The following is a 24844-nucleotide window of genomic DNA, read 5'->3' on the forward strand; positions in this document are numbered from 1 at the left end:
TCCTTCACACACACTATACACGAACAGTTTTAAGCATGGTCCCGTTTTCGTTAAAGCGGCCATGCCAGCTAAGCGCCTCCTGCAGCAGGTGAGGGGTGTGCCCTCCGCGGCTGCAGGCGTTGGTAAAATAGTTGTTCAGTTCGTCTTTGTAGCTGGCATGCGCGCATTTGGATATGATCAGTCTTGCCCGTTCCCGGGGCGCGAGTCCCCGTAAATCTGCCAGACCGTTCTCTGTCACTATAATATCTACATCATGTTCAGTATTGTCTATATGGGAAGCCATTGGAACAATGTGCGAAATACCGCCGGCTTTGGAAGATGACTGTGTTACGAATATGCTCAGGTATGCGTTACGTGCGAAATCATTGGAGCCACCGATGCCGTTCATCATGGAGGTGCCGCCGATGTGGGTGGAATTGACGTTGCCGTAGATGTCGCACTCAATCGCTGTATTGATGCTGATCACGCCCAGGCGGCGGATGACTTCCGCAGCGTTGCTGATATCCTGTGGTCGCAGGATGACATGTGGTTTATACTTTTCAAAATTGCTGAAAACCCTGTTGTAGCAAGCCTGTGAGACGGTGATGGAGGATGCCGACGCTACTTCCAGTTTACCGGCATCAATCAGGTTGAACGCACTGTCCTGTATCACTTCGGAGTACATGGTGAGGTGATGGAAGTTACCATCCATAAAGCCTTCCATGACCGCGTTGGCTACTTTGCCGATACCGGACTGTAATGGCCGGAGTGACTGTGGCAGCCGGCCTTTCCTGATTTCATGTGAAAAGAATTCCAGCAGATGGCCGGCGATGGCCGTGGTTTTTTCATCCCTTTCATTGATAGATGCCGGACTGTCGGTGGTGGTGGTTAGTACTACCGCCACAATTTTCTCCGGGTCAACCAGGATGGACTGTCGTCCAACGCGGGCGCCGGCATGGGTGATGGGGATGATTTGTTTATCAGGCCATATGCCTGCGGAGAAAATATCGTGTACGCCATATATAGAAAGGGGCACAGAGAGATTGATCTCCACGATGATTTTATCTGCCGCAGCAGCAAAAGCAGCGGAATTGCCGACCGACGTTGTGGGAACGATGCTGCCCTCTTCCTCAATCAGCAATGCTTCAATGACAGCGATGTCTACACGGGGAATGATTTTCTCTTCCACGAATGAGGCGCTTTCACCGAGATGCTGATCGATAAAGAGCACTTCGCCGCTGTTGATTTTTTTGCGTAACGCAGGGTCTACCTGGAAGGGCATGCGTTTGTGCAAGATACCTGCTTCAGCCAGGGCCCCGTCTGTGTCATGACCCAGTGAGGCCCCTGTGAGCAGCGTTATTCTGAGAGGTTTAGCAGGAGCTGTTGATGCCAGTGCTTTTAATACCGCTTTGCTGTCGCCCGCTTTGGTAAAGCCGCTGGAGGCCACGACCATTTGGTCTTTAAACAACGTGGCGGCTTGTTCGGCGCTGGTGATCTTCTGTAGTAAGTCTCTTCTCTTGATGCGTTCTTCGTACATGGTGCAGGAATGTGGCAAAGGCAAATGTTACTTGCGGATTGCGGGTACAATATTAGGACGGTTTCTGGTGGCCGATTAGTGCATCTGGGACAAACTTTTATTTGTTCCGGCCAATCCGGAGCACTGTTTTTATCGTTATATTTATAGTGTATAGGCTGTCACTTTCATTTCCATTACATAAACCATCCTGCAACATGAAAAAAGTGTTCCTCTCCCTGTTATGTGTTTGCTTTTTTACTGCGGCCTCCGTGCAGGCTCAGAGTATACTGGACCAGGCGAAGAAAACGGCCGGCAGTGTACAGAATCCTTTAGCCAATTATGGCGGCGTAGCCAGTAGCATTTTGTCGAAGCTGACACCGGCGCTTGGGCTGACAGAAGTACAGAAGCCGAAAGTAACCGATCTGGTGACTGGTTTTCTGAAACAAAAAGCGGGTATTTTGCCTTTGCAGCAGAGCAATCCTGCGTCTTATGCGTCTAAATTCGCTGGCCTGCAAGGCGGTCTTTTCTCCAAACTCAAACTGTTGCTGACCGCTGCGCAGTACACCAAGTTCCTGGGCCTGAAACCCAAAACCAATGATGCGGCGAATGTTTTGTCGCAGTTATTCTTCTAACCGGATACATCTATTTTATTTATAAAAGAGGTTTGTCGTTTTACGCGGCAAACCTCTTTTTATGATACATGATAATTCTGCCGGCAGTATCACCTGCACGCCTATCTGTATATTCTCTGGCTTTGTTTTTACAACAGATCAACCTATCATCTTCTTTATTATCTTCGCGGCCTTATGCCAAAGAAGAAGACTCCTAAGAAGAAAAAATCGAATAATAGTTTAGCCGTAGCCGTTATACTGATACTTGTCACTTTTGCTGTGACTACCTGTTCCCGGAAGATAGCCGGGAGAAAGGAAAAAGAACCTCCACGGAAGACTGCCGCAAAATCGCATTCAAAAAAGAAAACCAGCAAATACCTGTTGCAGGAAGATTTCGAAAAAGGCAGTAAGACCAATTACAATTCAGAAAGTGTGGACCTGTCCAGCGGCAGCTGGGAGTTCAAAGATGCCGTGACCGGCAGTCTGGACGAAGACCATAAAGTGGGTACGCAGGCATTGCGTATCCGTGATAATGGTATGGCCACAATGGACTTTGATATCGTGGTGAATGGCACTGTGACGGTTACACTGAAATATGCGCTGTATGGAAAAGATAAAGAAGGCGCCTGGGAATTGTGGGCGTCAGTGAACCGTGGACAGCGTTTTACCAAAGTAGGCAATACCGTAGAGGCAGGGTCCAACAGTCTGCAAACAGTTAGTTTTACAGCTACTACGTCATCTACTATCCGTTTCAGGATACGGAAGACTGACAAGAGCGGGAGCCGTCTTAATATCGACGCCATCCGAGTGAGCGCAGGTGGTAAAGAAGTGCCTGTGGTGAAGCCGGAGAAAGGAGAAGGGGCCGTACGCGGAGATGATGACAACCTGTTGTTGGGCAACCCCAGCAATGCCACGCCCGCAGTAGTGATGCCCAACAATTACCTGATGGATAAAGGGTATTATACTTTGTCATATAACCGCGACAACGGAACGCCCAACTGGGTGAGCTGGCATATTACTGCCGGGGACCTGGGGCGTATGGCCCGGGGGAATGATTTCAGGCCTGATGCGGATGTGCCGGAAGGCTGGTTTCAGGTGACACAATTCAGTTACAGCGGCAGCGGATTTGACAGGGGGCATAACTGTCCGTCAGGTGACCGTACCGCTTCGCGGGATGCTAATGAGGCCACTTTCCTGATGACGAACATGATTCCGCAGGCGCCTAATCACAATCAGCATTTATGGTCCAATCTGGAGGGGTATACCCGTTCGCTCGTGAAAGATGGCAATGAGGTGTACGTGATCATGGGTAGTTATGGTAGTGGTGGTACAGGCAGCAAAGGCATGTCTAAAAAGATTGCAGGCAGCAGGGTGAATGTGCCTGCGAGGATTTGGAAAGTGATCGTGGTGTTACCGGAGGGCAATAATGATTTGAAGCGGGTGTCCAGACAAACGCGCGTGATTGCTGTTAATACGCCTAATAATAATGAAGTGAACACTAAGTGGTCTGCATACCTAACTTCCATAGAAGAGATTGAAAAGGCCACTGGTTACAGGTTGTTGTCCAATGTGCCGGCTGCAGTGCGTGAGGAGTTGGTGCGGAAGATAGATACCGGTGAATGATGAGGTTAGCATGAATGTTGCAGTAGTGAATTTCCTTCTAACGGAAAACCGGTAGGGGGCACGGCATAAAAAAAATATTGGGCGTTGTAATAATTAATTATAAATTGCATAAATTTGCCATATTTTTAACAGCATAACGTTTTATCTCTTGAAAAGAGTAAAATATAAAGGTAAAAAATACGCTAATTGTCAACTAGCCATATTAGTAACTTTTCTTTATTGAAGAATTTTAACCTTTTGTATTTATGTATGTGTAACATTTGAAGACCTTAATTCGTTAGCTAACAATAGAGAATGATTGGTGAGATAACGAGCATAGTTTGAAACTGACAAAAGACCTACAATTTTCACTGATTGCAGCACCCATTGCTTCCAATACCGCCAGGTAAGCGGGAGAGTGCAGCTGTAATAAACAGTAAAAGGCAGGCGTTATACCAGGCAAGTATCAGTCGGTGCTCGATGGAAACAGCAATTAAAAAATAACAAAAATTATATAAGTTCAGATTATATGGGTGATAGGATGACCGTGGCCTTATTAATTACAACCTACAATTGGCCAGAAGCGTTAAAGCTCGTTCTTGAAAGTGTGTTGAGGCAAACTGTTTTGCCAAATGAGATCATCATTGCAGATGATGGATCAGGCGACACTACCAGATATGTCATTGAAACGTTCAAGCGGAGCAGTACTATTCCGGTAAAACATTTCTGGCATCCGGATGACGGTTTCAGGAAGACTATCATTATCAACCAGGCTATCTCCGGAACTGAATCTGATTATATTATACAGATCGACGGGGATATTGTATTGAACGAGAACTTTGTCAGGGATCATATCAATGAGGCGGAGGAAGGGTATTATATCCGTGGCAGCCGTGTATTGTTGCCGGAAGACAAGACCCGTTATTTTCTGCGCTCCGGTGAATTCGGAAATGTGACGATATTTGGCCGTGGTATAAAGAACCGGTTTAATGGTGTACGTATTCCGTTTCTCGCTCCACTATTGATTAAGAAAAGCAAGCGCTCCAATAATTTTATCGGTGCTAATTGTGCCTACTGGAAGAAAGATTTCCTTCGTGTGAATGGATATAATAATGAATTAAAAGGGTGGGGCCATGAGGATATCGAACTGGCTGCACGTTTTATTAACTCTGGCCTGAGCCAGAAAAAGGTGAAGATGAAAGCAGTTTGTTATCATCTGCACCATCCCCTCAATGACCGGGTTCACGAGAATGTTAACTACAGAGTTTACCTTGATACTTTAAAAAGAGGGATAACCTATTGCACAAACGGTTATCACCACTAAAATTACCTGCAACAGGACTTCTACGATTTTCCGCCGGTTAGTACGGAAGGGGCTTGAGCTTTCTTTTGCAAAGCCCATGTCTATTCTTTCCGAAATCTGTCAGGACGGCCACCTAACAGGGTGTCGTACAGATAACCGGCTTCCAGCAATTTTTCGTCTGCATGAGTTGAGCGGCCACGGCCGGCGACTATGTTTTGCCTACAGAGATGGTTTTGAAATCGATGGTCGGATATTCGGCGGACGGGAGCGGTCAGCTACTGCACACGGAAAGGCCCATCTATCTTCCCCTAACAGCATCCGGATTGGTATCAAATAGCGTAGAGGAGAGCACCCCGATATCGATAATGCAGTATATTATTATGGCCGCATATATATGCGGCCATAATAATATGTGACTATTTATAATATAATTTATCTATTCTTCTGTCACAGCTTCTTCCTTGTTGGAGGCGAAGGTCTGCATGTCGATGAGTTTCTTATAGAGGCCGTTGTTGGCTGTCAGATCGAGGTGTGAGCCTTGCTCCACGATCTTTCCGTTTTCCAGCACAACGATGAGGTCGGCATTCTGGATGGTACTGAGGCGGTGAGCAATAACGAGGGAGGTGCGGTATTTCATCAGGTTATTGAGAGCGTCCTGCACCATTTTTTCAGATTCTGTATCGAGCGCGGAGGTAGCTTCGTCCAGCAGCATCACCGGCGGGTTGTTGAGTACAGCACGGGCGATACAGATACGTTGTCTTTGTCCGCCGGAGAGTTTCGAGCCTTTGTCGCCGATATTGGTCTGATAGCCTTCGGCCGTGCCCATGATAAATTCGTGGGCGTTGGCAATACGGGCTGCTGCCTCTACAGCTTCAGGCGTAGCATCGGGCGTGCCGAAAGCGATATTATTGAAGATACTGTCGTTGAAAAGGATAGACTCCTGGTTGACCAGGCCTAATTGAGAGCGTAAAGACTCCATGGTCACGCTTTGCAATGGGCGGCCATCGATGAGGATACTGCCGGACTGGGGCTCGATGAAGCGGGGAATAAGGTCCATCATCGTGGATTTACCACCGCCGGAAGGGCCTACAAGCGCCACTGTCTTACCTTTTGGTATGATCAGGTTAATATTTTTGAGGATCGTTTTTTCGCCGTAGGCAAAAGTCACATTTCTAAATTCAATTTCTTTTTCAAAGCCTGTGATGACCGCAGCATCGGGTGCATCCACGATGGCAGGTTTCTCATCGATCAGTTCGAGTACGCGTTCGCCGGCAGCCACCCCGGAGTGAATGTTGCTAAAGGAAGTAGAGATCGCTTTGGCGGGGCGCATCACCTGGGAAAACAGGGCAATATAGGCGATAAAGGCCGCTGCACTGAGATCACCCTGGTTGGACAGCACGAGGGTACCGCCATATAATACGATACCCGCCACCATGATCACGCCCAGCGTTTCAGACACTGGTGAAGCCAGCTGTTGTCTGCTGGCCATTGCGCGGCCAATTTTGGAGTAGCGGACATTTTCGTTATTGAAGCGGTCGGTGGTAAACTTAACGGCGTTGAAGGCCTTAATGATACGGATACCATGAAGGGCTTCGTCCAGATAGCTGATCATCAGCCCGTAGGTACGGTGGGCTTCCTCCGCATGTTGTTTCAGCTTTTTAACAATTTTGGAGATCAGAAAGCCTGCCACCGGTATTATCAGCATGGAGGCCAGCGTCAGTTTATAGGAGATGATGAACAGCATCACCAGGTAAAACAGCAGGGCAACCGGTTCTTTAAAGATCACCTGCAGGGTGCCGGTCACGGTGTATTGTACTGTCTGAACGTCGCTGGCGATTTTGGAGATGATGTCCCCTTTGCGTTCATTGCTGAAGTATCCCAGGTGGAGGTTCATCACGTTGTTGAAAACCGACTTTCTCAGGTTCAGGAGGGTATGGATGCGCAGGCTTTCCATGATTTTGTCGGCAAAGTACCGAAACAGGTTACCGAGTAATACAGAAACCACGATACAGCCACAGACGAAACGAAGTGTTTGTATAGCGCCATATTTGTTAAAAACGAAGGCCGTATAGTAGTTAAAAACTGCGAAGATGTCGAACCAGTTTTGGGGTTTTGCCGGGATTTCCTTCACATTGCTGAAAATGGTGGCCAGCAGTGGTGCCAGCAGCGCCAGGTTCAATGTGCTGAAGATAATCGACAGCAGCGTACAGAGTATATAGGGAATAGCAAATTTGTTAATAGGTTTGGCAAAAGCTAAGAGTCGGAAATATGTCTTCATATCACTGTATAATAACTATCTATAAAGAAGCCGCATCAAGGCAAAGCAGATGCGGCTTCTCTCACAGCGGGCAAAATTAAGGCTTTTGCCCGGAATTGACAAAGAAATTAAGGCCAAATAGGTATCTTTATGGTAGTCATCTTCCCCAAAATACCCCGTATGGAAAAAGTACCCACTACTTCTTTCGAATTCCGTCATCAGGCGTTAGATATCGCCTATCTGCAAAGACTTTACCAACATCAGCCATCGTATGCTTTTGACATGTTTGAAGGGTTTCTATCTGAAATCGGCGCCCGGATCACACAACTGGGCAATGCGATCGCGGAGAACAACCGGGAGCAGGTCAAATATTATGCACACCAGTTGAGGGCCTTTACCGGTATTGTGGGGCTCACGGGCGTTCAGTCCACCTCAGAGCGGTTGGAGTGTTGCAGCATGGCTGGCAGCCCGGACACGATACAGCAGCATTTCCTGGAGATCAGCGCCGGTATCCGGCAGGGAATGCAGCCGATACGGCTGGAGTTTGAACGGCTCAAGGCCTTCCTGCAGTCGAGGGAGCCCTAAATCCGGCTGATAACAAAAGTACTGGTGTCCACGTTGCTGCGATGCAACAGTTTATTCAGTGTGATGACCGCTTCCCTGAAAGCGGGTTCGTTCATGCCCTGTTTTACTTTGCCCGTCATGTAAAGGTAAAAGGTGGGGCGCAGCCTTACCTGGGCAAGCATGATGTGCATGCCGGGAATACTCCGGTCCATGGCATAGAGCAGGTTGGTGGTGTCTAGTAGCGATACCCTCCAGCTGACATCAAATACGGGATAATTTTCCTGGCCGGCGGTATCGTTAGGCAGCACATTTGATGGGCGTATACGTTGTTTCGGATCATATGCACGGAAGAAAAACTGCCGGGCGGAAGTATCGGGCTTCATCCTGCGGACAGCGGAATCACCACTGATAACATAGATGTCCAGTTGCGCGGAGTCCGGGTTGGCCAGGATAGCATCCATATCCTTGTTGGCCTCGATATATTGGAACAGGTCAATGTTCAGGGGATTGTCTGTATTGATATAAGGGAACAATTTGATCGTAGCTGCATGATCGTTTGTATAAAGGAAAGCACCTCCTTCTTTCTCCAATCTTTGGGCCACCAGTTCATCCACCTTTTGTTTGCTTCTGTAGAAACGCTCTTTGGAAGCAGCTTTCATGCGTTTAAAATCAGGCTTCCGTGACCGGGTGACACAGGTGGCCACGCCCAGCAGTACCACAACAATCAAGGTGGCGCCTACAACAAGGCTGGTAGTATCGTTACCGGAGCGGTTGATTTGACTGAGCTGTGCAGTCGGTGTCATGTGCGCGTTTGCGCTATCGGCATTGACTTCCGGTTTGGCCGGTTTGGGAGTTTGTTTATTCATGGCTGCCTCCAGTTGATGGAGGAAATCCTGAAAGACCATCACTTCTTCCGGTGTGTTTTGTATCAGCGCGCGACTGCTACGGACCATGCTCCAGGAAACACGCCTGTCTTTCAACCGGAGTTTGATGGCAGGGCTCATCGCTCCCCATGGCCGGGATATTTTCCGGACGTCGGTGAAATAGATGGCGCCATACAAGGCCGATTCTATATGGTCATGATACAGTGTGAGGGTTTCTTTTCTCCACATCCATCTGACGGTGAGAATGAGCAGGGTAAGTATGACGACCAGTACTATAGTGATGATGAGCCCAACGCTCAGGTTAAACGCGAGGCCGGGGACCATAATGCCAAGGAAGGCTGTTATTGTTGCTACAAAGCCCCATATGCCTCGTTTCTGGTCTGCTATATTAAACTGCCAGGTGGGGGGATTCTTCATGGGCCGAAGATAAGGTTTTTCAATGGAGGGCCCTGTCACGCAAAGTATAGGCCTTCGCGTGACAGGTGGGGTATCAATGGGACTCCAGTATTTTCAGTGCTTCCTGATCATTGTATTGCAGGATCAGTTTTTTCAGGGTGGCTTTCAGGTCGGCGGTAATTTTTTCTGTGCCTTTATTGCCGTAGATATTATTGACCTGTTGCGGGTCTTTCTTCAGATCATACAGTTCCCAGCTGTCGCCAGCTCCGTAGAAGCGTACCAGTGTGTATTGTTCGGTGCGTACACCAAAGTGAGGATATACATGGTGCGGTTCGGGAAACTCATAATAGTGATAATAAGCTGCTTTTCTCCACGCTACCTTGTTGGGGTTTTGTTCCAGCAACGGCAGGAAAGAGGTGCCCTGTATGTCTGATGGCACCGGTACGCCGGCCATTTGCAGGATAGTAGGCGCCCAGTCTATATTCAGCATGAGCTGATTAACAGTGGTACCGGGTTTGGTAACGCCGGGATATTTGATGATAAACGGTGTGCGAAGGGATTCTTCATACATAAAACGTTTATCGAACCAGCCGTGTTCGCCCATATAGAAGCCCTGATCAGATGCATAGATAACGACGGTATTCTCTGCCAGCCCGTTTTTGTCGAGGTAGTCGAGCAGGGAGCCGATATTGCGGTCGAGTGAGCGGGCGGTAGAGAGGTAGTCTTTCAGGTAACGTTGATATTTCCATTCCACGAGCGCGTCGCCGGTCAGTTTTTTCTCATCAAATTCTTTGCTGACTTTTCCTTCATAATAAGCTTTGAATGCTTCTTTTTGTGCTGGCGTAAACCGGCCATAGATCCCTTTTTCGTAGTTGGCGTGTACTTTCAGGTCCTCTTTCAGGCGCATGGTTTTATCGATGGTCATGTCCTGGTTTTGGGCGGCTATGCGATTTTTATAGTTGTCACGGAAAGTGGCCGGTAACGGAAATGTTTTATCATCATACGCGCCGAGGTCCTGGATGTCGGGTTGCCATTCGCGGTGCGTGGCTTTCTCGCCTACTACGAGGAAGAAGGGTTTGGAAGTGTCGCGGTGATTGAGCCAGTCAACGGAGATTTGAGTGATCAGGTTGGTCACATATCCTTCCGCGCGGGTAGTATCACGAGGCCCGATGAACTCCGGGTTATAATACTGTCCCTGATGATTGAGAATACGCCAAAAGTCAAATCCTTCCGGCAGATTGCCGAGGTGCCATTTGCCAATCCAGGCTGTTTGATAACCATTCTGCTGCAGCAGTTTCGGGAACAGCTGCTGGCCAACATTAAATTTCATTTCATTAAGCGTGTAGCCGTTGATGTGGCTGTACTTTCCTGTCAGCAAGGTAGCCCTGCTGGGGCCGCAGATGGAGTTCGTCACAAGTGCGTTGCGGAACAGCACGCCCTGGCGTGCAATGCGGTCGATGTTGGGCGTTTGTGCCAGTTTGCTGCCATAAGCGCTGATAGCCTGATAGGCATGGTCATCTGATAAGATAAAGATAATGTTCGGTTGCTTTTGTGGTTTTTGCTGGCTGAAGCCTGTCTGGCTAATAAGCGCCAGCAACAGCCAGGAGAGACGTTTCATTGTTTTCATATCTGTTCTGCTTATAAAGGAGTGGTGGTGGATAAAGATATCTATTATTTGTACTGCTAGGTAATATTATAATAATTTGATATTTTTAGGGCTATGGCAGGAAATGTAATGGGTGGCTGGATCGTATCATCCTGCCAGGCTACTTGCTGACGGAGTATGGGTTTAACAGCGAATTAAAGGCCTATCGAAGATTTGCGGAGGATGTTTTGAAGTAGGTAAAAATTATTTCATGAGATAATTTTTTTATCTAAAATTAATTTCTAGATTTGCCTCAATAAGAGAATAAAAATATCCTGATACCTAGTTGTTAACCAATTGCCACACAGTGGATCGTTTTGAGAAGTGTCGTATTAATATTGTTATTATCGTCCCTATTCCTTGCTTCGGAGTGTGCAGCGCAGCTTCATCTTCCCGTAGATTCTAAGGTTTCGGATACTGGCTATTTCTTCATCCATACAGGATGTAAGATGAAGATGCCGGTGCTGGTGCTTTTGTATGAGGAACCCAGAGGAGATACGAGGTTGGTTGCTATCAAACGGAAGTTACCACCTGCACAACCTGTCGTACCCGTACATAAACCTCTCCTGAGCATTCATGGAAATGTGATGTATGATTTCTATTATCAGTCGCATACAGATACGCCTTATCTGGAAAAAGATATTCATCAGCATACGGTCCAGACCACACTGGATATTTTGGTAAAAGACAGATATCCTCTTCACCTGACATTTAACACCAGCAAGGGAAATTCTTACCTGTTCAGAGATATTACCGGCGTTAATTTCCGGTACACGCAACAAGATTTCCGGCAGCTGCTTTTATCCAAAGCGAGAGACTGGGATGCCGGTAAACGCAAACAGTTACAGGAATTGGAGAAGCTGAAACTGAAGCTGGATGAGCAGTGGGATGCATTAAACAAGCTCCGGTACTGGTTTAGCTCACCGGTGCAACTGCAGCGGATGGTAGAGCAGAAAGAAAGGGCTTATCGTCGTCGGGTGACGGATTCTTTGCGGCAGTTACTGCCTGTGCAGGGTGTGGAAGGGTATAAAGCTGCCTTATCCGGTGTGTTGCAAAAAAAGGCTGACAGCCTGAAGAATGCTGTAGCAGCAGATTCCAGCGAAGCGCGTTTCCTGGTGCAATATGAAGAAAAGAAAAAGAAGCTGGACTCGCTGGAGAAATCTTTCGCTGCATTGGAGAAGTTGTATGCCAAACAACAGAAAGCTTATTCGGCGAAGAAAGGTTATCTGATGGATGTATTGCAGCGCAGTAAAAATCCACGGCAGATGATGCAGGACCTGGAAAGTATGAATCTGCCCGACAGTATTTTGCCCAAAGGATATAAGACGTTGCTGGCGGTGAAATCGGTGGGGATAGGGCGTACCATGGTGGATTATTCGGAGCTGACGGCCAAAAACATCAGCATTACCGGTGTGCAGGCTGAGTTTAACCCATCCTATTATATTGCTTTTGCTACCGGTGCGGTGGATTACCGGTTCCGTGATTTTATCGTGAATGACAACAGGGTCAGACAATACCTGAATATTGTCAGAGCCGGCGTGGGGCAACGGGATGGCAACAACGTTATTTTGTCTTTCTATACCGGAAAAAAACAGGTATATAATTTTAATACCACCACTTCAGGTATGGGGGTAGTAGAGACGCCGGACTATCGTATCATGGGGTTGTCGCTGGAAGGCAGATGGCAGATAGACCGTAACAACTACCTCATCGGGGAAATAGCCAAGTCTTCCCTGCCTTATTATGAGCGCAAGCTTAATCATGATGGTCTCGGCAGCAGTATGACCAGTTTCGGCGATCGTAGTAATGAAGCCTATGCGCTGAGTGGATTTTCGTATATCCCCTTGACCAAAACGAGGATCAATGCCATGTTCAAAAGGATGGGGGCCAATTTTCAGTCCTTCAGTTTGTATGCCACTGGCTCAGCACAGAATGCCTGGATGGTGAAAGTGGACCAGCCTTTCTTTCAGCAGCAGCTGATGATTACCGGTAGCCTGAAGCAGAATGTGTACACCAGCGTTTTTGAGCATAGCAGTTACCGTAGCAGCACTGTATTCAAAAGCATACAAGCTACTTTCCGCCGGAAAAAATGGCCGGTAGTATCGGTAGGGTATTATCCGACCTCGCAGCTGATGAAGCTGAGTGACGACAGATTTGTGGAGAACCTGTTTTATACCATGTCGGGTACTGCTAGTTACTATTATCAGTCCGGGCGGGCCACTATGAATACTATCTTCTCCGGGACACGGTTCTATAACCGGCAGGTGGACAGCAACTTTGTGTATTTCAACAGTACCAATTTGTTGCTGAACCATACGGTGTTTATCGGGAAGTTTACGCTGAACGGCGGACTTTCATCGGCTACCAATCAGGATTACGCGCTATATGGCGCTGACGGAGGTGTTCAGTACAAAGTAACCAACTGGCTGGAGATCGGGGGCGGAATCAAATATAATTATCAGACAGTATATCAATTAAAACAAACCGGCTATTCTGCCAATACCAGGATCAATATTCCGAAGGTGGGAGAGATAGCACTGATGGCCGATAAAGGATTTGTACCAGGTGTGAACAGGCAGCTGGTATCTAATGAAACCGGCCGTTTAACCTATACCAAAGTGTTCTAAAAATATCGTATGAAAAGATCCCTATTCCTGTTGTTGGCCCTTGGGCTGTCACTACGTGTAGCCGCGCAGGTTAGCATGACCATACAGCTGCCACCTGCCGGTGTAATGCTGAAAGCTCAGCTATGGAATATTGTATTGGTATCTGCATCCAATGCGTCAGTGAATATGCGTATCACCATGCGGCTTACAGATCCGCAGACCAATCAGCCGTTGCTGACAGGTATCACCCGCAACATTCTGTTGAACAAAGGCGCGCGGCAGTTACAGTTACAGGATTTTATGCCGGTGCAATACGAATATCTTTCTCCTGCTATCGACCGAAGCGCCAATGGTTTTCTGCCTTCAGGCAATTATATGGCCTGTTACAGCATGATTGTGGAAGGCGATAAATCCGGTAACCAGCCTGGAGAAGATTGTATTCCGTTTACCATTGAGCCGGTGAGTCCGCCGCTGCTGAATACGCCGGCCAATAAAAGTGAGCTGGAAACAATCTTGCCTCAGTTTACCTGGATACCACCCGCACCGCTTAATTTGTTCAGTGATCTCAACTACGATCTGACTCTTACCGAAGTATATCCTGGTCAGTCGCCCGAAGAAGCCATCCAGCAGAACATCGCGGTATACCGAGCGCCCGCGCTGCGGAACATTTTTGCCAACTACCCATCCGGAGGTGTTCAACTGGATACCGGCAGGCAATATGCCTGGTCCGTGACAGCCCGCAACGGTCGATTATTTGCCGCCCAGACAGAGGTATGGACATTCCGAATTAAGTCGCTGGCCAAACCGGGCAATACGCCAGCTGGTGCATATGTGCAACTGAAAAGGGAGCTGGATGGCGCCGTGGTAAAAGCCGGGCGTATGCTGAGTGTGAGCTATACCAACGAAACCGCCGACAGCACTTTGCACTACGAGATCATACCACTGGAAGCCGGCCAGCGAGCCGCTGCCGAAGGGACGTTGAAAGCGGAGCGGGGACATAACCGTTTTGAAGTGCCGCTGGAGCGCAAAGGATTGTCCAACGGACGTTTGTACCTGTTTCGCCTGTTGAATTCCCGCGGGGAATACTGGCAGCTGAAATTTATCTATAATAAAGAAGATTAATGGGAACCGAAGCCCTATACCTAAAAATAAAGAGAAATGATATTGGCTATTGCTGAAAAGTGGAAGAAAGCAATTGCCTGCTTTCTGCTGGCAATAATTTATGTTGAAACGGTAGTGCCGGGCTATGCGCTGGGCAGTCCACATAGCGGCCGGATTCCGGTCAAAGTAACGGAAACGCCCGTACGCGAATGGCTGTCTGTAGCTCCTCCGGCAGCGCCGGAGCCTAAAGCATCCGCACCTGCTCCCGCAGATAAGGTGGATGGTGGTCCTACGCAACCGGAGGCTACTTCTTTTACCGCCGTGGGAAGTGATAAAATGGTGGACCTGTTTACCGGGGATTTCTCCTATAGCATTCCGTTGCTGGACGTGGGCGGTTATCCGCTGGCGCTGGGTTATAACAGCGGCATCTCCATGGACCAGGAAGCCAGCTGGACAGGGCTGGGATGGAACCTGAACCCGGGCAGCATCACGCGTAACATGCGCGGTATCCCGGATGATTTTAACGGGGAAGATCAGATTACCAAAACGCTTTCTGTGAATGAGAATAAGACGACGGGAGGATCGCTGGGTATCACTACGGAGCTGTTTGGTTTTGATCTTAAAAAAGTCGGAAAATTGGTATCTGATAGTATCAGTGGTGGTTTTACAGCCACTGCAGGTATCTATAACAATACTTATCGTGGCTGGGGAGCGGAGGCCGGGTTTAATACCAGTCTGAGTGTGGGTATACAAGGCGCCGGTTCTCTGACCGCCGGGATGGGGCTTTCCAACAGCACTTCTGACGGGGTTACCATCAGTCCAAGCCTGGATGTACAGACCTCCGCTATAAAGAATGGGGATGGTGGATCATTCACGGGTAATCTGTCGATTGGTTCAGCTTATAATACCCGTTCCGGTATGAAAGCCCTGCAGTTTTCCGGGGGGGTAAGAATGTCCACCGACCAGCTGAAAAGACCCTATACCTTTTCAGCCATGGCTGACAGCAGGATTTCATTTGCTTATCCAAGCTCCACGCCGAATATCAATATGGCCTATACGAATAGTATGTTTACCGGTAAGCTGGCAGTAGGTTTTGAGGTGAATGGCGTTCACTTTAACATATTTGGTAGCGGTTATCAGTTGAAACAGACCATTGAGCGGGAAGATCAGAAGCGTACTTTACCCGCCTACGGTTATCTGCACTATGAAGACGGGGCTAGAAGACCGGAGGCATTGCTGGATTTCAACAGAGAGCGTGAGCTGCCTGTGAAAGAGGCGCTGAAAACCATTGGTATCCCTTCCTATACATATGATGTATTTTCCATTTCAGGAGAGGGTACCGGTGGGATGTTCAGGGCATATCGCAGTGATATAGGTTACATGTATGACCCTTATCTGAAGACTAAAGATAAATCGTTTACCGGTGGCGTAGACCTTGGTGTAGGATCTCTTTACCATCTGGGTGCTAACCTTGATATGACTTCTTCCAACACCACCACTACAGCATGGCAGGCGAATAATGCGCTTGCGCGGGAAGTGGCATTTACATCTTCCGAAAAAAATTATGAAGCTGCTTACTTTAGAAATCCCGGTGAGATGTCCATCAATCCCAAAGCATTTTACGAGACAGTGGGAGGTGATGATGTAGTGACCGCGCAACTCAAAGGCGACGGTAGTTCAGATATCGGTACCACGGGTAGCCTTTATCGTTATAAAAATGGTGAGCACGTGGGCCTGTTACCTATTACGGCAACGACTGCCCGTAAAACGGAACGTGATAAGAGAACACAGCTGATCACTTACCTGAATGCGAAGGAGGCAAGCGAAGCGGGGTTGACGCGGTTTATTGAAAACTACCGGGAGAATAAGTATACGTTTGATAATTGTAATACAAAGTATGCAGGCGACCCCGAAGAGAAAAGGGGCATTTATGCTGAGTACGAAACACATGGGGGGGCCTCGTTAGGTTCCTGTAATCAAAGAGGCTATACTTTTTGGGATTTGGAAACATTGATGGCCATGACCCCTGGTATAAAATTGCCTTATGACTATTTCATGATGACAAGCAGATACCGGTTAAGAGCTCCTGTAACCGGTGTTTATACTGTTCATTGTGAATTTAACGATCACTTTGCTCTCTCCGTGAATGGGAAAGAGATTAACGACTTCCAAAAGGATTGGAATGGGAGGGACGAAAACCATGATGAATATTATTCCATTAATCTGGAAAAAGGTAAGATGTATGATGTGGCTATGTGGTATATGAACACAGAAGCAGACGGGTTTCTGAGTGTTAAATGGCAATGCGGTAATGTTGCTGTTACAGAAGATGACCTTTTTCTTCCCAATCCTCCGGATAACTTTGAAGTGGTGCCGGGAAAGCTGAATAAGGAAAAGCGGATAAATAGTTTCCGCAAACCGCACCATATTTCTGAGGTCAATGTGCTGAATGCAGATGGTAAACGTTACGTATACGGATTACCTGTTTATAACCTTAAACAGGAAGAAGTAACCTTCTCAGCTGACTATGGCAGAGCTAATGCGGCAGAAGGGGTGGTGAACTATAACTCCGCCAGTGACAAGGAGCGTGATGACTCTACCTCCAATAACAGAGGTAACGAACATTATTTTAATAAGGAAGAAATTCCGGCTTATGCGCATTCCTTCCTCTTAACTGGCATTGTTTCCCCCGATTATGTTGATATCACCGGAGATGGCATCACAGATGATGATGCCGGTAATGCCGTGAAGTTTAACTATACAAGAACCGCTGGTGTCAACAATCCTTATAAATGGCGTACACCCTACACTAAATTTGCTACCTATAATGAAGGCCTGAAAACAGACCGTCGTGATGATAAAGGCAGCTATGTATATGGAGAAAAGGAGTTGTGGTACCTGAACTCAGTTGAATCGAAGAATATGATCGCGATATTCAAACTGGGAGACCGGGAAGATTTATTGCCGATTGACCGTAACGGCGCCAAAATCGTTGGCAGCAAACAGGCCAAACGACTGGAAGAGATCAATCTATATGTAAAAGCAGAATACCTGAAGGACAGTGTTAACGCCAAACCGGTAAAAACGGTCCATTTCGAGTATTCGTATGAGTTATGTCCTGGTGTAAACGCACCGGAAGGCAGTGCAGGCAAGTTGACGCTGAAAAAGCTCTGGTTCTCTTATAATGGTAACGAAAGCAAGACGAACAAGGTTCGTAACCAGCAGAATGCTTACGTATTCCATTATAATAGTAATAATCCGGGATATAACAGTAAGTCATTTGACCGGTGGGGTAATTATAAGAATCCTAAAGATAACCCCAACTATACCGACAGGGACCCCATCAGCAATGTGGAGATGCCTTATGCCTTACAAGACAGTACGTTAGCAGCTAAAAACGTGGCTGCCTGGACGCTGGACTCCATCGTGCTGCCTTCCGGTGGACGGATGAAAGTGACTTATGAAGCGGATGATTATGCGTATGTGCAGCATCGTCGTGCCAGCAAAATGACGCGGATTGCAGGCTTCGCTGGTTCACGCCCGCAGTATACGGGGGATCTTACTGATAATTTATATGAAATAGCAGGTGGTCGTCATGACAATCTCTATGTGGCATTTGATGCAGCATCACCTGTTACTTCCAACAAAGAAGTCTTTGATAACTATTTGTCGGAGCTGCATGATACCGTCTTTTTCAGGTTGTATGTGAAGATGCCTTCAGATACTTATGGCTCAGGGTATGAATATGTGCCTTGTTATGCATTTCTTGACAGAAGCGATTATGGATTCATTAATAATGGGAATACCATCTTCGTAAAATTACGTCCGCTTAAAGCCAATGGTGAAGAAGGTGGTAGTTATAGCCCGTTGGCGAAAGCGGCGGTACAATTCCTGCGACTGAACCTGCCTTCCAAAGCATTCCCGGATTCCGAGATGGCGGATATGGATCCGATAAAAGCTATCCAGACAATTGTGGAGCTGAGTACGAACCTGCCCTCCAAACTGAGGCGTTTTGACGAAACGGCCCGCAGGAATGGCTGGGCGATGAAGGTAGATCTGAAACGTTCACACGCCAGGTTAAATGATCCTTTATATAAGAAATATGGTGGTGGCCTCCGGGTGAAACGTATCGAAATTTATGATCACTGGAATGCTATGACCGGTCAGAAGGAATCTAAATATGGTACCGAATACAGTTATACGACCACCATTAAGGTGGACGGTACAGAAAGACAGATCAGTAGCGGTGTAGCCAGTTATGAACCGGTGCTGGGCGGGGAGGAGAACTCCTGGCATACGCCGGTAATGTATAAAGACCAATTAGCTGCCCTGGCGCCTACTTCTGTTAGTTATGTAGAAACGCCGTTGGGAGAATCTTTCTTCCCGGCTGCATCAGTAGGCTACAGTAAGGTACAGACCAAGTCCATTTATTCCAAAAATGTCCGTTCCGCTAAAGGCTATGAGGAGACCTGCTTCTATACTGCCTATGACTTCCCGACAATAGTGGCCAATTCTGAAATTGAGCGGCCATACAGTAAGGCTATGTTCAAGCCGAGGTTGGGGAGTATAATGAATATTGATACCCGTTATTACCTCGCATTGAGTCAGGGCTTTAAAATAGAACTGAATGATATGCATGGAAAGATGCGTTCACAGAAGTTTTATAGTGCAGGAAAGGCTCCGCAGTTGATCAAGTCGGCTGCCTATTTCTACAAGGTAGACAATGAATCAGCGGTACAGAAACATCTTAATAATGAGGTGCTGGCCATCGATAAGTCCGGCAAGATAGAGGCTTCCTTTATCGGTAAGGATGTGGAGTTGATGACCGACATGCGCCGTCAGATATTTGAGAGTGTGGCTGGTAACATAGTGGTGGATCTGGATGCCTTCACTATTGGGGTTATTCCGGTACCGATTCCTACCTCTTTCCCGATGCCGCAGAGCGAAGAGAATATTTTCAATTCTGTTGCTATTACCAAGGTGATCCATCGTCATGGTATCCTCGATAGAGTGGAAGCATTTGAAAATGGTAGTAAGGTGGTAACCCAAAATCTGTTGTACGATGCAGAGACCGGAGATGTGTTACTGACTTCTGTTCAGAATGAGTTTGGCGACTCCACTTATCAGTTTAGCTATCCGGCTCACTGGGCTTATGATGGTATGAGTGGCGCTTATAAAAATATCAATACCACTGCCAAAAACGTGTATGTAAAAGGAGGGAGGATCGTTTCCGGGCTGTCTGCAGCGGAAGCTAACCAATATTTCGCTTCCGGTGATGAGATCATTACGTACTCCCGTAACCGTGTGGCCGGAGATGAGTGTGCTCCAATTTTAGCCACTTTCCCCAGCTCCGGTAAAATATGGGCGTTGGATGCCAATGCGCTGAATGGCGGTACCCCGGACATTTATTTCCTGACAGCAGAGGGGACACCGTTTACCGGTAATGATGTTACAATGAAGATTGTACGTTCTGGTCGTAAAAATATTCAGGCGCAGATTGGCACCGTGGTGATGATGAAAAGCCCGCTGGTATGGAATAACGGTGCTTATAAACTGCAGATTGACAAGGATAAACAGATCCTCAGTGCTTCCATGACAGAATATAAGCAGAACTGGCATGTGGAGGATAAAAAGAACTCATATAAAGAATGTGCCTACAAATAATATAACAACTATGAATACACGTATAATTATCATAATGGTTGGGCTGATGTTGATGTTGGGTCGCGGATATGCCCAAATATCAGCAGAAGGACAGAAGATGCAGGGTCGTTGGGAAATAGTGAAGGTGGAGGCAACGTTGTTCAGCCAGGGAGATGAAAAGGTATTGGAGCGGAAGGTATTAACGGTGAAAGATTCTATTATGACGGCAAGCAGGGAAATTCCCTTACTGTTACAGTTTGAGGGAAATATATGTAAGATAGGAGCCATAAGCGAAATCGACAGTTGCCGGTGGGAGCCCCCTTTCCTTTTGTTATATGAAGCAACCACGAGACAGACGCCCCCTTTGTATAAATTTTGGTGGTATGATGTTTCTGTTGAAGGGCAATTGACTTTCAAGTTACCGGCAATCTATTATATGGATGCCGGACATAAACTACCGGTCAAACAGGTATTCATCTGTACTTATGACAATAAACGCAAATAGCCGGGTTTGAGTGAATACGTTTTCGTGTTTCAAATGAATTGTATGCAAAAAATTAGTATTTATTTATTTATAGCGGTTTCGGTAATATGTCTCCTGTTGGGAAATACACATGCTGACGCCCAGTGTCTCAACTGGAGTATACAGACGCAGGTAGACAGTGCTACCTGCAGTTCTAACGGCCGGGTTGCAATTACTATCACTGGCGCTGACAAGCCCAGCTTAGGAAGTTTTCTATATAGCCTTACTCCTTTAAGTGCTGGCGGGGTAAAAATTACGCAGAGTACCACTCCTGTATTGGACAATCTACCACCGGCAAAGTATGAATTAACAGTTGAGGCGGTGTGTAATGGTACTCCTGTTTCTCAATCGGTTCAGATACGTGTTCCGGGTGTTTATAAAAACGTTACATTATATACAACTCCTAAGTTGAAAACATATGGTGACTGTGCCTTTGGGGGAGCTGAATGTAAGATTTTGGAAGGAAGTAAACCATTTACAATCAGTATTGTGGATGCTCCGGTGACCTATTCCGGGGCACGTAGTTTCACTGCAACCGATAGCATATATGTAATCCGAAATCTAAATGCTGGAAAGTACAAAATTGCTGTTGAAGATGCCTGTAATACACGCCAGGTAGACAGTGCTGTTATAGCCAAAGATAATTTGCCCATAAGTCAGACGAACAATATAGTGGTCGACAAATCCAATTGCCGGTTTTATGTTATCACGGCTGTCCAATTTTATGATCGGACCGATCTTGAGTCTCATTATACCTATGCATTGTCCTATAATAAGGGACCAATCGGATCTTTTAAGCGTTTGGGTAGCCAGGTGGATACAGTCGTTCTTCCCCAGGGCACTACAATGAATGATGTTGATGGAAAATATGTTGGAGTGTATCTTAAATCGGATTGTGGTGATACGATCTTCAATCAACGAGCTATAGTAGCGCCTTTCGCGACTACCTCCAACAGCCTTAATTGTAATGGCACTTATAATGTAAACTATCAGGTTTATCAATTTAATTATGTTTGTTTTCCATTAATGGGCACACTAAAGGATAATGAAACAAATACAACTGTTTATTATGATACGCTAAATGGACCCATCAGTAACAATGCAGCAGGCTTCTTTTCCAATGTGGTGCCGGGAAATTACACTATGACACTGAGAGATAAAGGAGGCTTCACGATGACATATCCAATAACTGTCAGTAAACCGGATATTGGGTATTCGATTACACTTCTTGCATCGGACGGATTCTATGGGAAAGATGGCGCAATTAGTTTTGTGCTTCGACGTAATAGTGGTGCCTGGATGAAGAATACCGTCATTCAGTTAGTTAGTCCGTCTAATCTTAGTTTTTCGTATGACATGAAGAATAACCCTGCTATTGCGGGATTTGTTGTAAATAATACGTACGGGCCAAATCCTCAGGATTTCTCTACCGGAAGTTACCTGTTCAGGGTGACAGATTCCTGTGGTACTTATGATCTGCCGGCAGTTGTAATGGAAAAAGATGTATATCGTTATAAATGGACCTATTCAATGCAACAAACCTGTGCCGGAGGAAAAATTACACCCTCAGGGACAAAAACTTATGCAGGGCTAACTGATAATAGTGTCTACTACAAAATAACAGATGGACCGTCAGGTGTTGGAACGGTAATACGTAATGGTGAGAGTCTTATTCTATCAAAACCAGGAGAATACACGATAGCCATCGGAGCGAACAACTACATAATTGATTATAAAGTAAATAGTAAGAAAATCACGTATTATAACCCGCAGGACCTGAATCTTGATCGTAACCAGACACTTGGCTGGGTATGCCCGGGTGCTGCACCAAATACCGGAACTATTCGTACCCAAGCGATTGGGGGAAGGAGCGGCTCCCGTCAGTATACCTATAAACTGGCAGAACAAGGTAAGGGAGCCACTGGGCCATATTTGGATAGTAACAATACTGGCCGTTTTTCGTCTAATGTTCGTTATTCCCTGATGAAGAATACTAATTATTCTATCCAGGTAGTTGATGAGTGCGAGACTTCGATAGTTCAGGACATACAAATTCTGGATTTCGCCACCTACCAGATCATTACCACAGACAAACCTATGTTCTGTGTTGGTGACACTGTCTACCTGAAAGCAATCAATCTGCCTACAACCGCTAAAAACTACTATTGGGAATTCCCTAATAGCAGCACCATCAGAGAAGGGCAAAGTCAGGTAATCTACAACGTTGATTCTTCGAAGGCTGGTAAATATAAGGTGACCATTAACTCAGACCTCTGCGGTCAACCTATTAAAGGCGAAGTTGATATCAAAGTGGCACCTTATACCATCCGTTGTTATAGTGCTGTGACCGATACCAGTGTGAACCCGTACATCCATGGCTTGCTCGGTAACTGGAGGCCTTCCCGTAACTATGTGTACTATGGGGCCAGGGCACAGGCTGATCCGGCTGTGAAGACCGATATCCGGAGAGATGGTGCCTATGGTGATTTTATGTCTTTCTGGGAAAAGCAGACAGCTTCCTGGACACCCCATCAGGATACTAGCCGTTGGGTATGGAACGCGGAAAGCACTGTTTTTAGTAAAAAAGGTTTTGAACTGGAGAACAAAGATCCTTTAGGCCGATATAATGCAGGTCTCTATGGATACGATGGCGCTGTGCCTGTAGCGGTAGTGCAGAATAGCCGTTACCGTGAGTCTGGATTCGATGGTTTTGAAGACTACGATTTTGTGGCCGGCAAATGCGATGACGGATTTTGTCCCGTAGGTCGTCATTTCGATTTCTCCCGTTATAAAAATAAGCTGAGCAATGAACAGAGCCATACCGGAAGATTCAGTTTAAAGGCAGCCAAAGGCGACAGCATCATGTTGTCGGCACTGGTGACGGATAGTGACAGGTTATTGACAGCGCCGGATTTCCAACAGGCGATTAAATGTAATACGAATGTGCTGAAAGCAGTCCGCCTGAATCCGGGTGTGCTGGTACCCGATTTCTCACCAGTAGCGGGTAAGCGTTTCCTGTTCAGTGTGTGGGTGAAAGAGGAACAGGACTGTAAGTGCACTTCTTATTCCAGCAGCGAAATCACCTTACTGGTGGGTGGCCCGGTGAGGGTTACAACTACGGCGCAGCCCAAAGGAGCCATCATTGATGGTTGGCAACAGTATGAAGGGGTGATCGATGTGCCACAGGGATCAACCGCTTTTAACGTAGTGATTGTGCCTAAAAATAATGTGAATGTGTATTACGATGATCTTCGCGTACACCCTTACAATGCCAATATGAAATCGTTCGTGTATGACCCTGTGAACCTGAGACTGATGGCCGAACTGGATGAGAATAACTACGCCACCCTTTATGAGTATGACGACGATGGTACCCTGACCAGGGTAAAGAAAGAGACGGAGCGTGGTGTTAAAACAATTAAAGAAACCAGGAGTGCGCTCCTTAAAGAAACCGCACAATGATGATGAGATCCCTGAATGCCCTGTGCCTCCTGTTAATGGTTGCCGTTTATGCGGCGCCGTTACATGCCCAACAACAGCAACAGCGGGATACTGCAGGTCTGGCTGTTGAGATGGCAGTCATGTATAAGCTGTATGCTGACAAGCAGTATGCCTTGGACATCCGCTATACTTTTGCAGCTTCATCGAAACCAGATCTTGTACTGGACTCGGTGACAGGCCGGTTGGAAGTGGCAGATAAGAATTTTCGTTATGAATTGGGTAATACTGCCAGCGTGAGTAATGGCCGGTATAATATCATCCTGCAATCTGCCATGAAGAAAATGCATGTGTCGAAGCATAAAGCAGGAGATCAGCCCATGAAAATGATTCAGGCCGGTTTCCTGCCCGTAGCTGTGAAGAGTTGGTCTGTAAGTCAGAAAGGTAGTCTACGGGTATTCCATGCCGATTTTCTCACCGGTTTTCCCTTTGTTTCTCTGGATGTAACAAAAGATATGTCCACCGGTTACCTGACAACACTGCGTTATCTTATTCCCGCTGACCAGTTGAAACGTTTTGGCATTGATAAAGAGGAGACGAAGGAAGATTTTGGTGACTACGCCGTTGTATTGGTGACCTATACGCAAGACAAAAGATACAAACCTGATATGACTGTTTTTGATGAGCAAAGTTATTTCCGTAAAACAGAGACAACTTTGGTGCCTTCACCGGCATTTAGTGGATATCAGGTATTTAAAGCATCCCCGGACCTATAG

Annotated in this window: 14 protein-coding genes; 10 read left to right on the forward strand and 4 right to left on the reverse strand. The window is 46.8% G+C overall.

The features are described 5' to 3' along the window. Positions 1 to 13: 13 nt before the first annotated feature. Entirely contained in the window at positions 14 to 1516 is a 1503-nt protein-coding gene (locus tag HHL17_RS14370) for a succinate CoA transferase (protein WP_169225387.1), read from the reverse strand. Between the two features lie 194 nt (positions 1517 to 1710). Here HHL17_RS14370 and HHL17_RS14375 point away from each other — a divergent pair, with 194 nt between their 5' ends. The 3 genes from HHL17_RS14375 (at position 1711) to HHL17_RS14385 (ending at position 5032) form a co-directional block, all read left to right on the forward strand. Continuing rightward, entirely contained in the window at positions 1711 to 2127 is a 417-nt protein-coding gene (locus HHL17_RS14375; RefSeq protein ID WP_169225388.1) for a hypothetical protein, read from the forward strand. A 174-nt stretch (positions 2128 to 2301) separates the two neighbouring features. Further along, positions 2302 to 3729 (forward strand): DNA/RNA non-specific endonuclease, encoded by a 1428-nt coding sequence (locus HHL17_RS14380; protein WP_169225389.1) that lies wholly within the window; start codon positions 2302 to 2304, stop codon positions 3727 to 3729. Positions 3730 to 4249: 520 nt separating this feature from the next. Then, complete coding sequence (locus HHL17_RS14385) at positions 4250 to 5032, forward strand: glycosyltransferase family 2 protein (RefSeq protein WP_169225990.1); 783 nt, start codon at positions 4250 to 4252, stop codon at positions 5030 to 5032. 415 nt (positions 5033 to 5447) lie between these two features. On the opposite strand, the gene HHL17_RS14390 is transcribed toward HHL17_RS14385, so the two are convergent. Then, positions 5448 to 7289, reverse strand: coding sequence for an ABC transporter ATP-binding protein (locus HHL17_RS14390; RefSeq protein ID WP_169225390.1), 1842 nt, complete (start codon positions 7287 to 7289; stop codon positions 5448 to 5450). 159 nt (positions 7290 to 7448) lie between these two features. On the opposite strand from HHL17_RS14390, the gene HHL17_RS14395 reads away from it, so the two are divergent. Beyond that, entirely contained in the window at positions 7449 to 7853 is a 405-nt protein-coding gene (locus tag HHL17_RS14395) for an Hpt domain-containing protein (RefSeq protein ID WP_169225391.1), read from the forward strand. Here HHL17_RS14395 and HHL17_RS14400 read toward each other — a convergent pair. Together HHL17_RS14400 and HHL17_RS14405 are read right to left on the reverse strand one after the other, a co-directional pair. Further along, positions 7850 to 9133: a hypothetical protein gene (locus HHL17_RS14400; protein WP_169225392.1), complete on the reverse strand. Its 1284-nt coding sequence runs from the start codon at positions 9131 to 9133 to the stop codon at positions 7850 to 7852. The genes HHL17_RS14395 and HHL17_RS14400 overlap by 4 nt on opposite strands. Positions 9134 to 9206: 73 nt before the next feature. After that, a complete protein-coding gene (locus HHL17_RS14405) occupies positions 9207 to 10739 on the reverse strand; it encodes a sulfatase family protein (RefSeq protein ID WP_169225393.1) in 1533 nt (510 codons plus the stop codon). A 467-nt stretch (positions 10740 to 11206) separates the two neighbouring features. Here HHL17_RS14405 and HHL17_RS14410 point away from each other — a divergent pair, with 467 nt between their 5' ends. From HHL17_RS14410 to HHL17_RS14435, 6 genes are all read left to right on the forward strand, one after another. Next, complete coding sequence (locus tag HHL17_RS14410; RefSeq protein ID WP_169225394.1) at positions 11207 to 13384, forward strand: hypothetical protein; 2178 nt, start codon at positions 11207 to 11209, stop codon at positions 13382 to 13384. 9 nt (positions 13385 to 13393) lie between these two features. Further along, on the forward strand, positions 13394 to 14485 hold the full coding sequence (locus tag HHL17_RS14415; RefSeq protein WP_169225395.1) for a hypothetical protein: 1092 nt from the start codon (positions 13394 to 13396) through the stop codon (positions 14483 to 14485). 36 nt (positions 14486 to 14521) lie between these two features. Next, positions 14522 to 20128, forward strand: a complete 5607-nt coding sequence (locus HHL17_RS14420) for a PA14 domain-containing protein (protein WP_169225396.1) — start codon at positions 14522 to 14524, stop codon at positions 20126 to 20128. A 10-nt stretch (positions 20129 to 20138) separates the two neighbouring features. Next, a complete protein-coding gene (locus HHL17_RS14425; RefSeq protein WP_169225397.1) occupies positions 20139 to 20612 on the forward strand; it encodes a hypothetical protein in 474 nt (157 codons plus the stop codon). Positions 20613 to 21986: 1374 nt separating this feature from the next. After that, positions 21987 to 24092 (forward strand): hypothetical protein, encoded by a 2106-nt coding sequence (locus HHL17_RS14430; RefSeq protein WP_169225398.1) that lies wholly within the window; start codon positions 21987 to 21989, stop codon positions 24090 to 24092. Then, entirely contained in the window at positions 24089 to 24844 is a 756-nt protein-coding gene (locus HHL17_RS14435) for a hypothetical protein (RefSeq protein ID WP_169225399.1), read from the forward strand. Before HHL17_RS14430 ends, HHL17_RS14435 begins: the two co-directional genes overlap by 4 nt.

The organism is Chitinophaga fulva, from assembly GCF_012927205.1.
Lineage (GTDB): Bacteria > Bacteroidota > Bacteroidia > Chitinophagales > Chitinophagaceae > Chitinophaga > Chitinophaga fulva.

Excerpts from the sequence above, each read along its gene's own strand:
- HHL17_RS14380 (WP_169225389.1), top strand. The coding sequence starts at position 2,302 with ATGCCAAAGAAGAAGACTCCTAAGAAGAAAAAATCGAATAATAGTTTA.
- HHL17_RS14390 (WP_169225390.1), bottom strand. The coding sequence starts at position 7,289 with ATGAAGACATATTTCCGACTCTTAGCTTTTGCCAAACCTATTAACAAA.
- HHL17_RS14410 (WP_169225394.1), top strand. The coding sequence starts at position 11,207 with ATGAAGATGCCGGTGCTGGTGCTTTTGTATGAGGAACCCAGAGGAGAT.
- HHL17_RS14435 (WP_169225399.1), top strand. The coding sequence starts at position 24,089 with ATGATGATGAGATCCCTGAATGCCCTGTGCCTCCTGTTAATGGTTGCC.
- HHL17_RS14405 (WP_169225393.1), bottom strand. The coding sequence starts at position 10,739 with ATGAAAACAATGAAACGTCTCTCCTGGCTGTTGCTGGCGCTTATTAGC.
- HHL17_RS14420 (WP_169225396.1), top strand. The coding sequence starts at position 14,522 with ATGATATTGGCTATTGCTGAAAAGTGGAAGAAAGCAATTGCCTGCTTT.
- HHL17_RS14415 (WP_169225395.1), top strand. The coding sequence starts at position 13,394 with ATGAAAAGATCCCTATTCCTGTTGTTGGCCCTTGGGCTGTCACTACGT.
- HHL17_RS14385 (WP_169225990.1), top strand. The coding sequence starts at position 4,250 with ATGACCGTGGCCTTATTAATTACAACCTACAATTGGCCAGAAGCGTTA.
- HHL17_RS14395 (WP_169225391.1), top strand. The coding sequence starts at position 7,449 with ATGGAAAAAGTACCCACTACTTCTTTCGAATTCCGTCATCAGGCGTTA.
- HHL17_RS14370 (WP_169225387.1), bottom strand. The coding sequence starts at position 1,516 with ATGTACGAAGAACGCATCAAGAGAAGAGACTTACTACAGAAGATCACC.
- HHL17_RS14425 (WP_169225397.1), top strand. The coding sequence starts at position 20,139 with ATGAATACACGTATAATTATCATAATGGTTGGGCTGATGTTGATGTTG.
- HHL17_RS14430 (WP_169225398.1), top strand. The coding sequence starts at position 21,987 with ATGAAGAATAACCCTGCTATTGCGGGATTTGTTGTAAATAATACGTAC.
- HHL17_RS14375 (WP_169225388.1), top strand. The coding sequence starts at position 1,711 with ATGAAAAAAGTGTTCCTCTCCCTGTTATGTGTTTGCTTTTTTACTGCG.
- HHL17_RS14400 (WP_169225392.1), bottom strand. The coding sequence starts at position 9,133 with ATGAAGAATCCCCCCACCTGGCAGTTTAATATAGCAGACCAGAAACGA.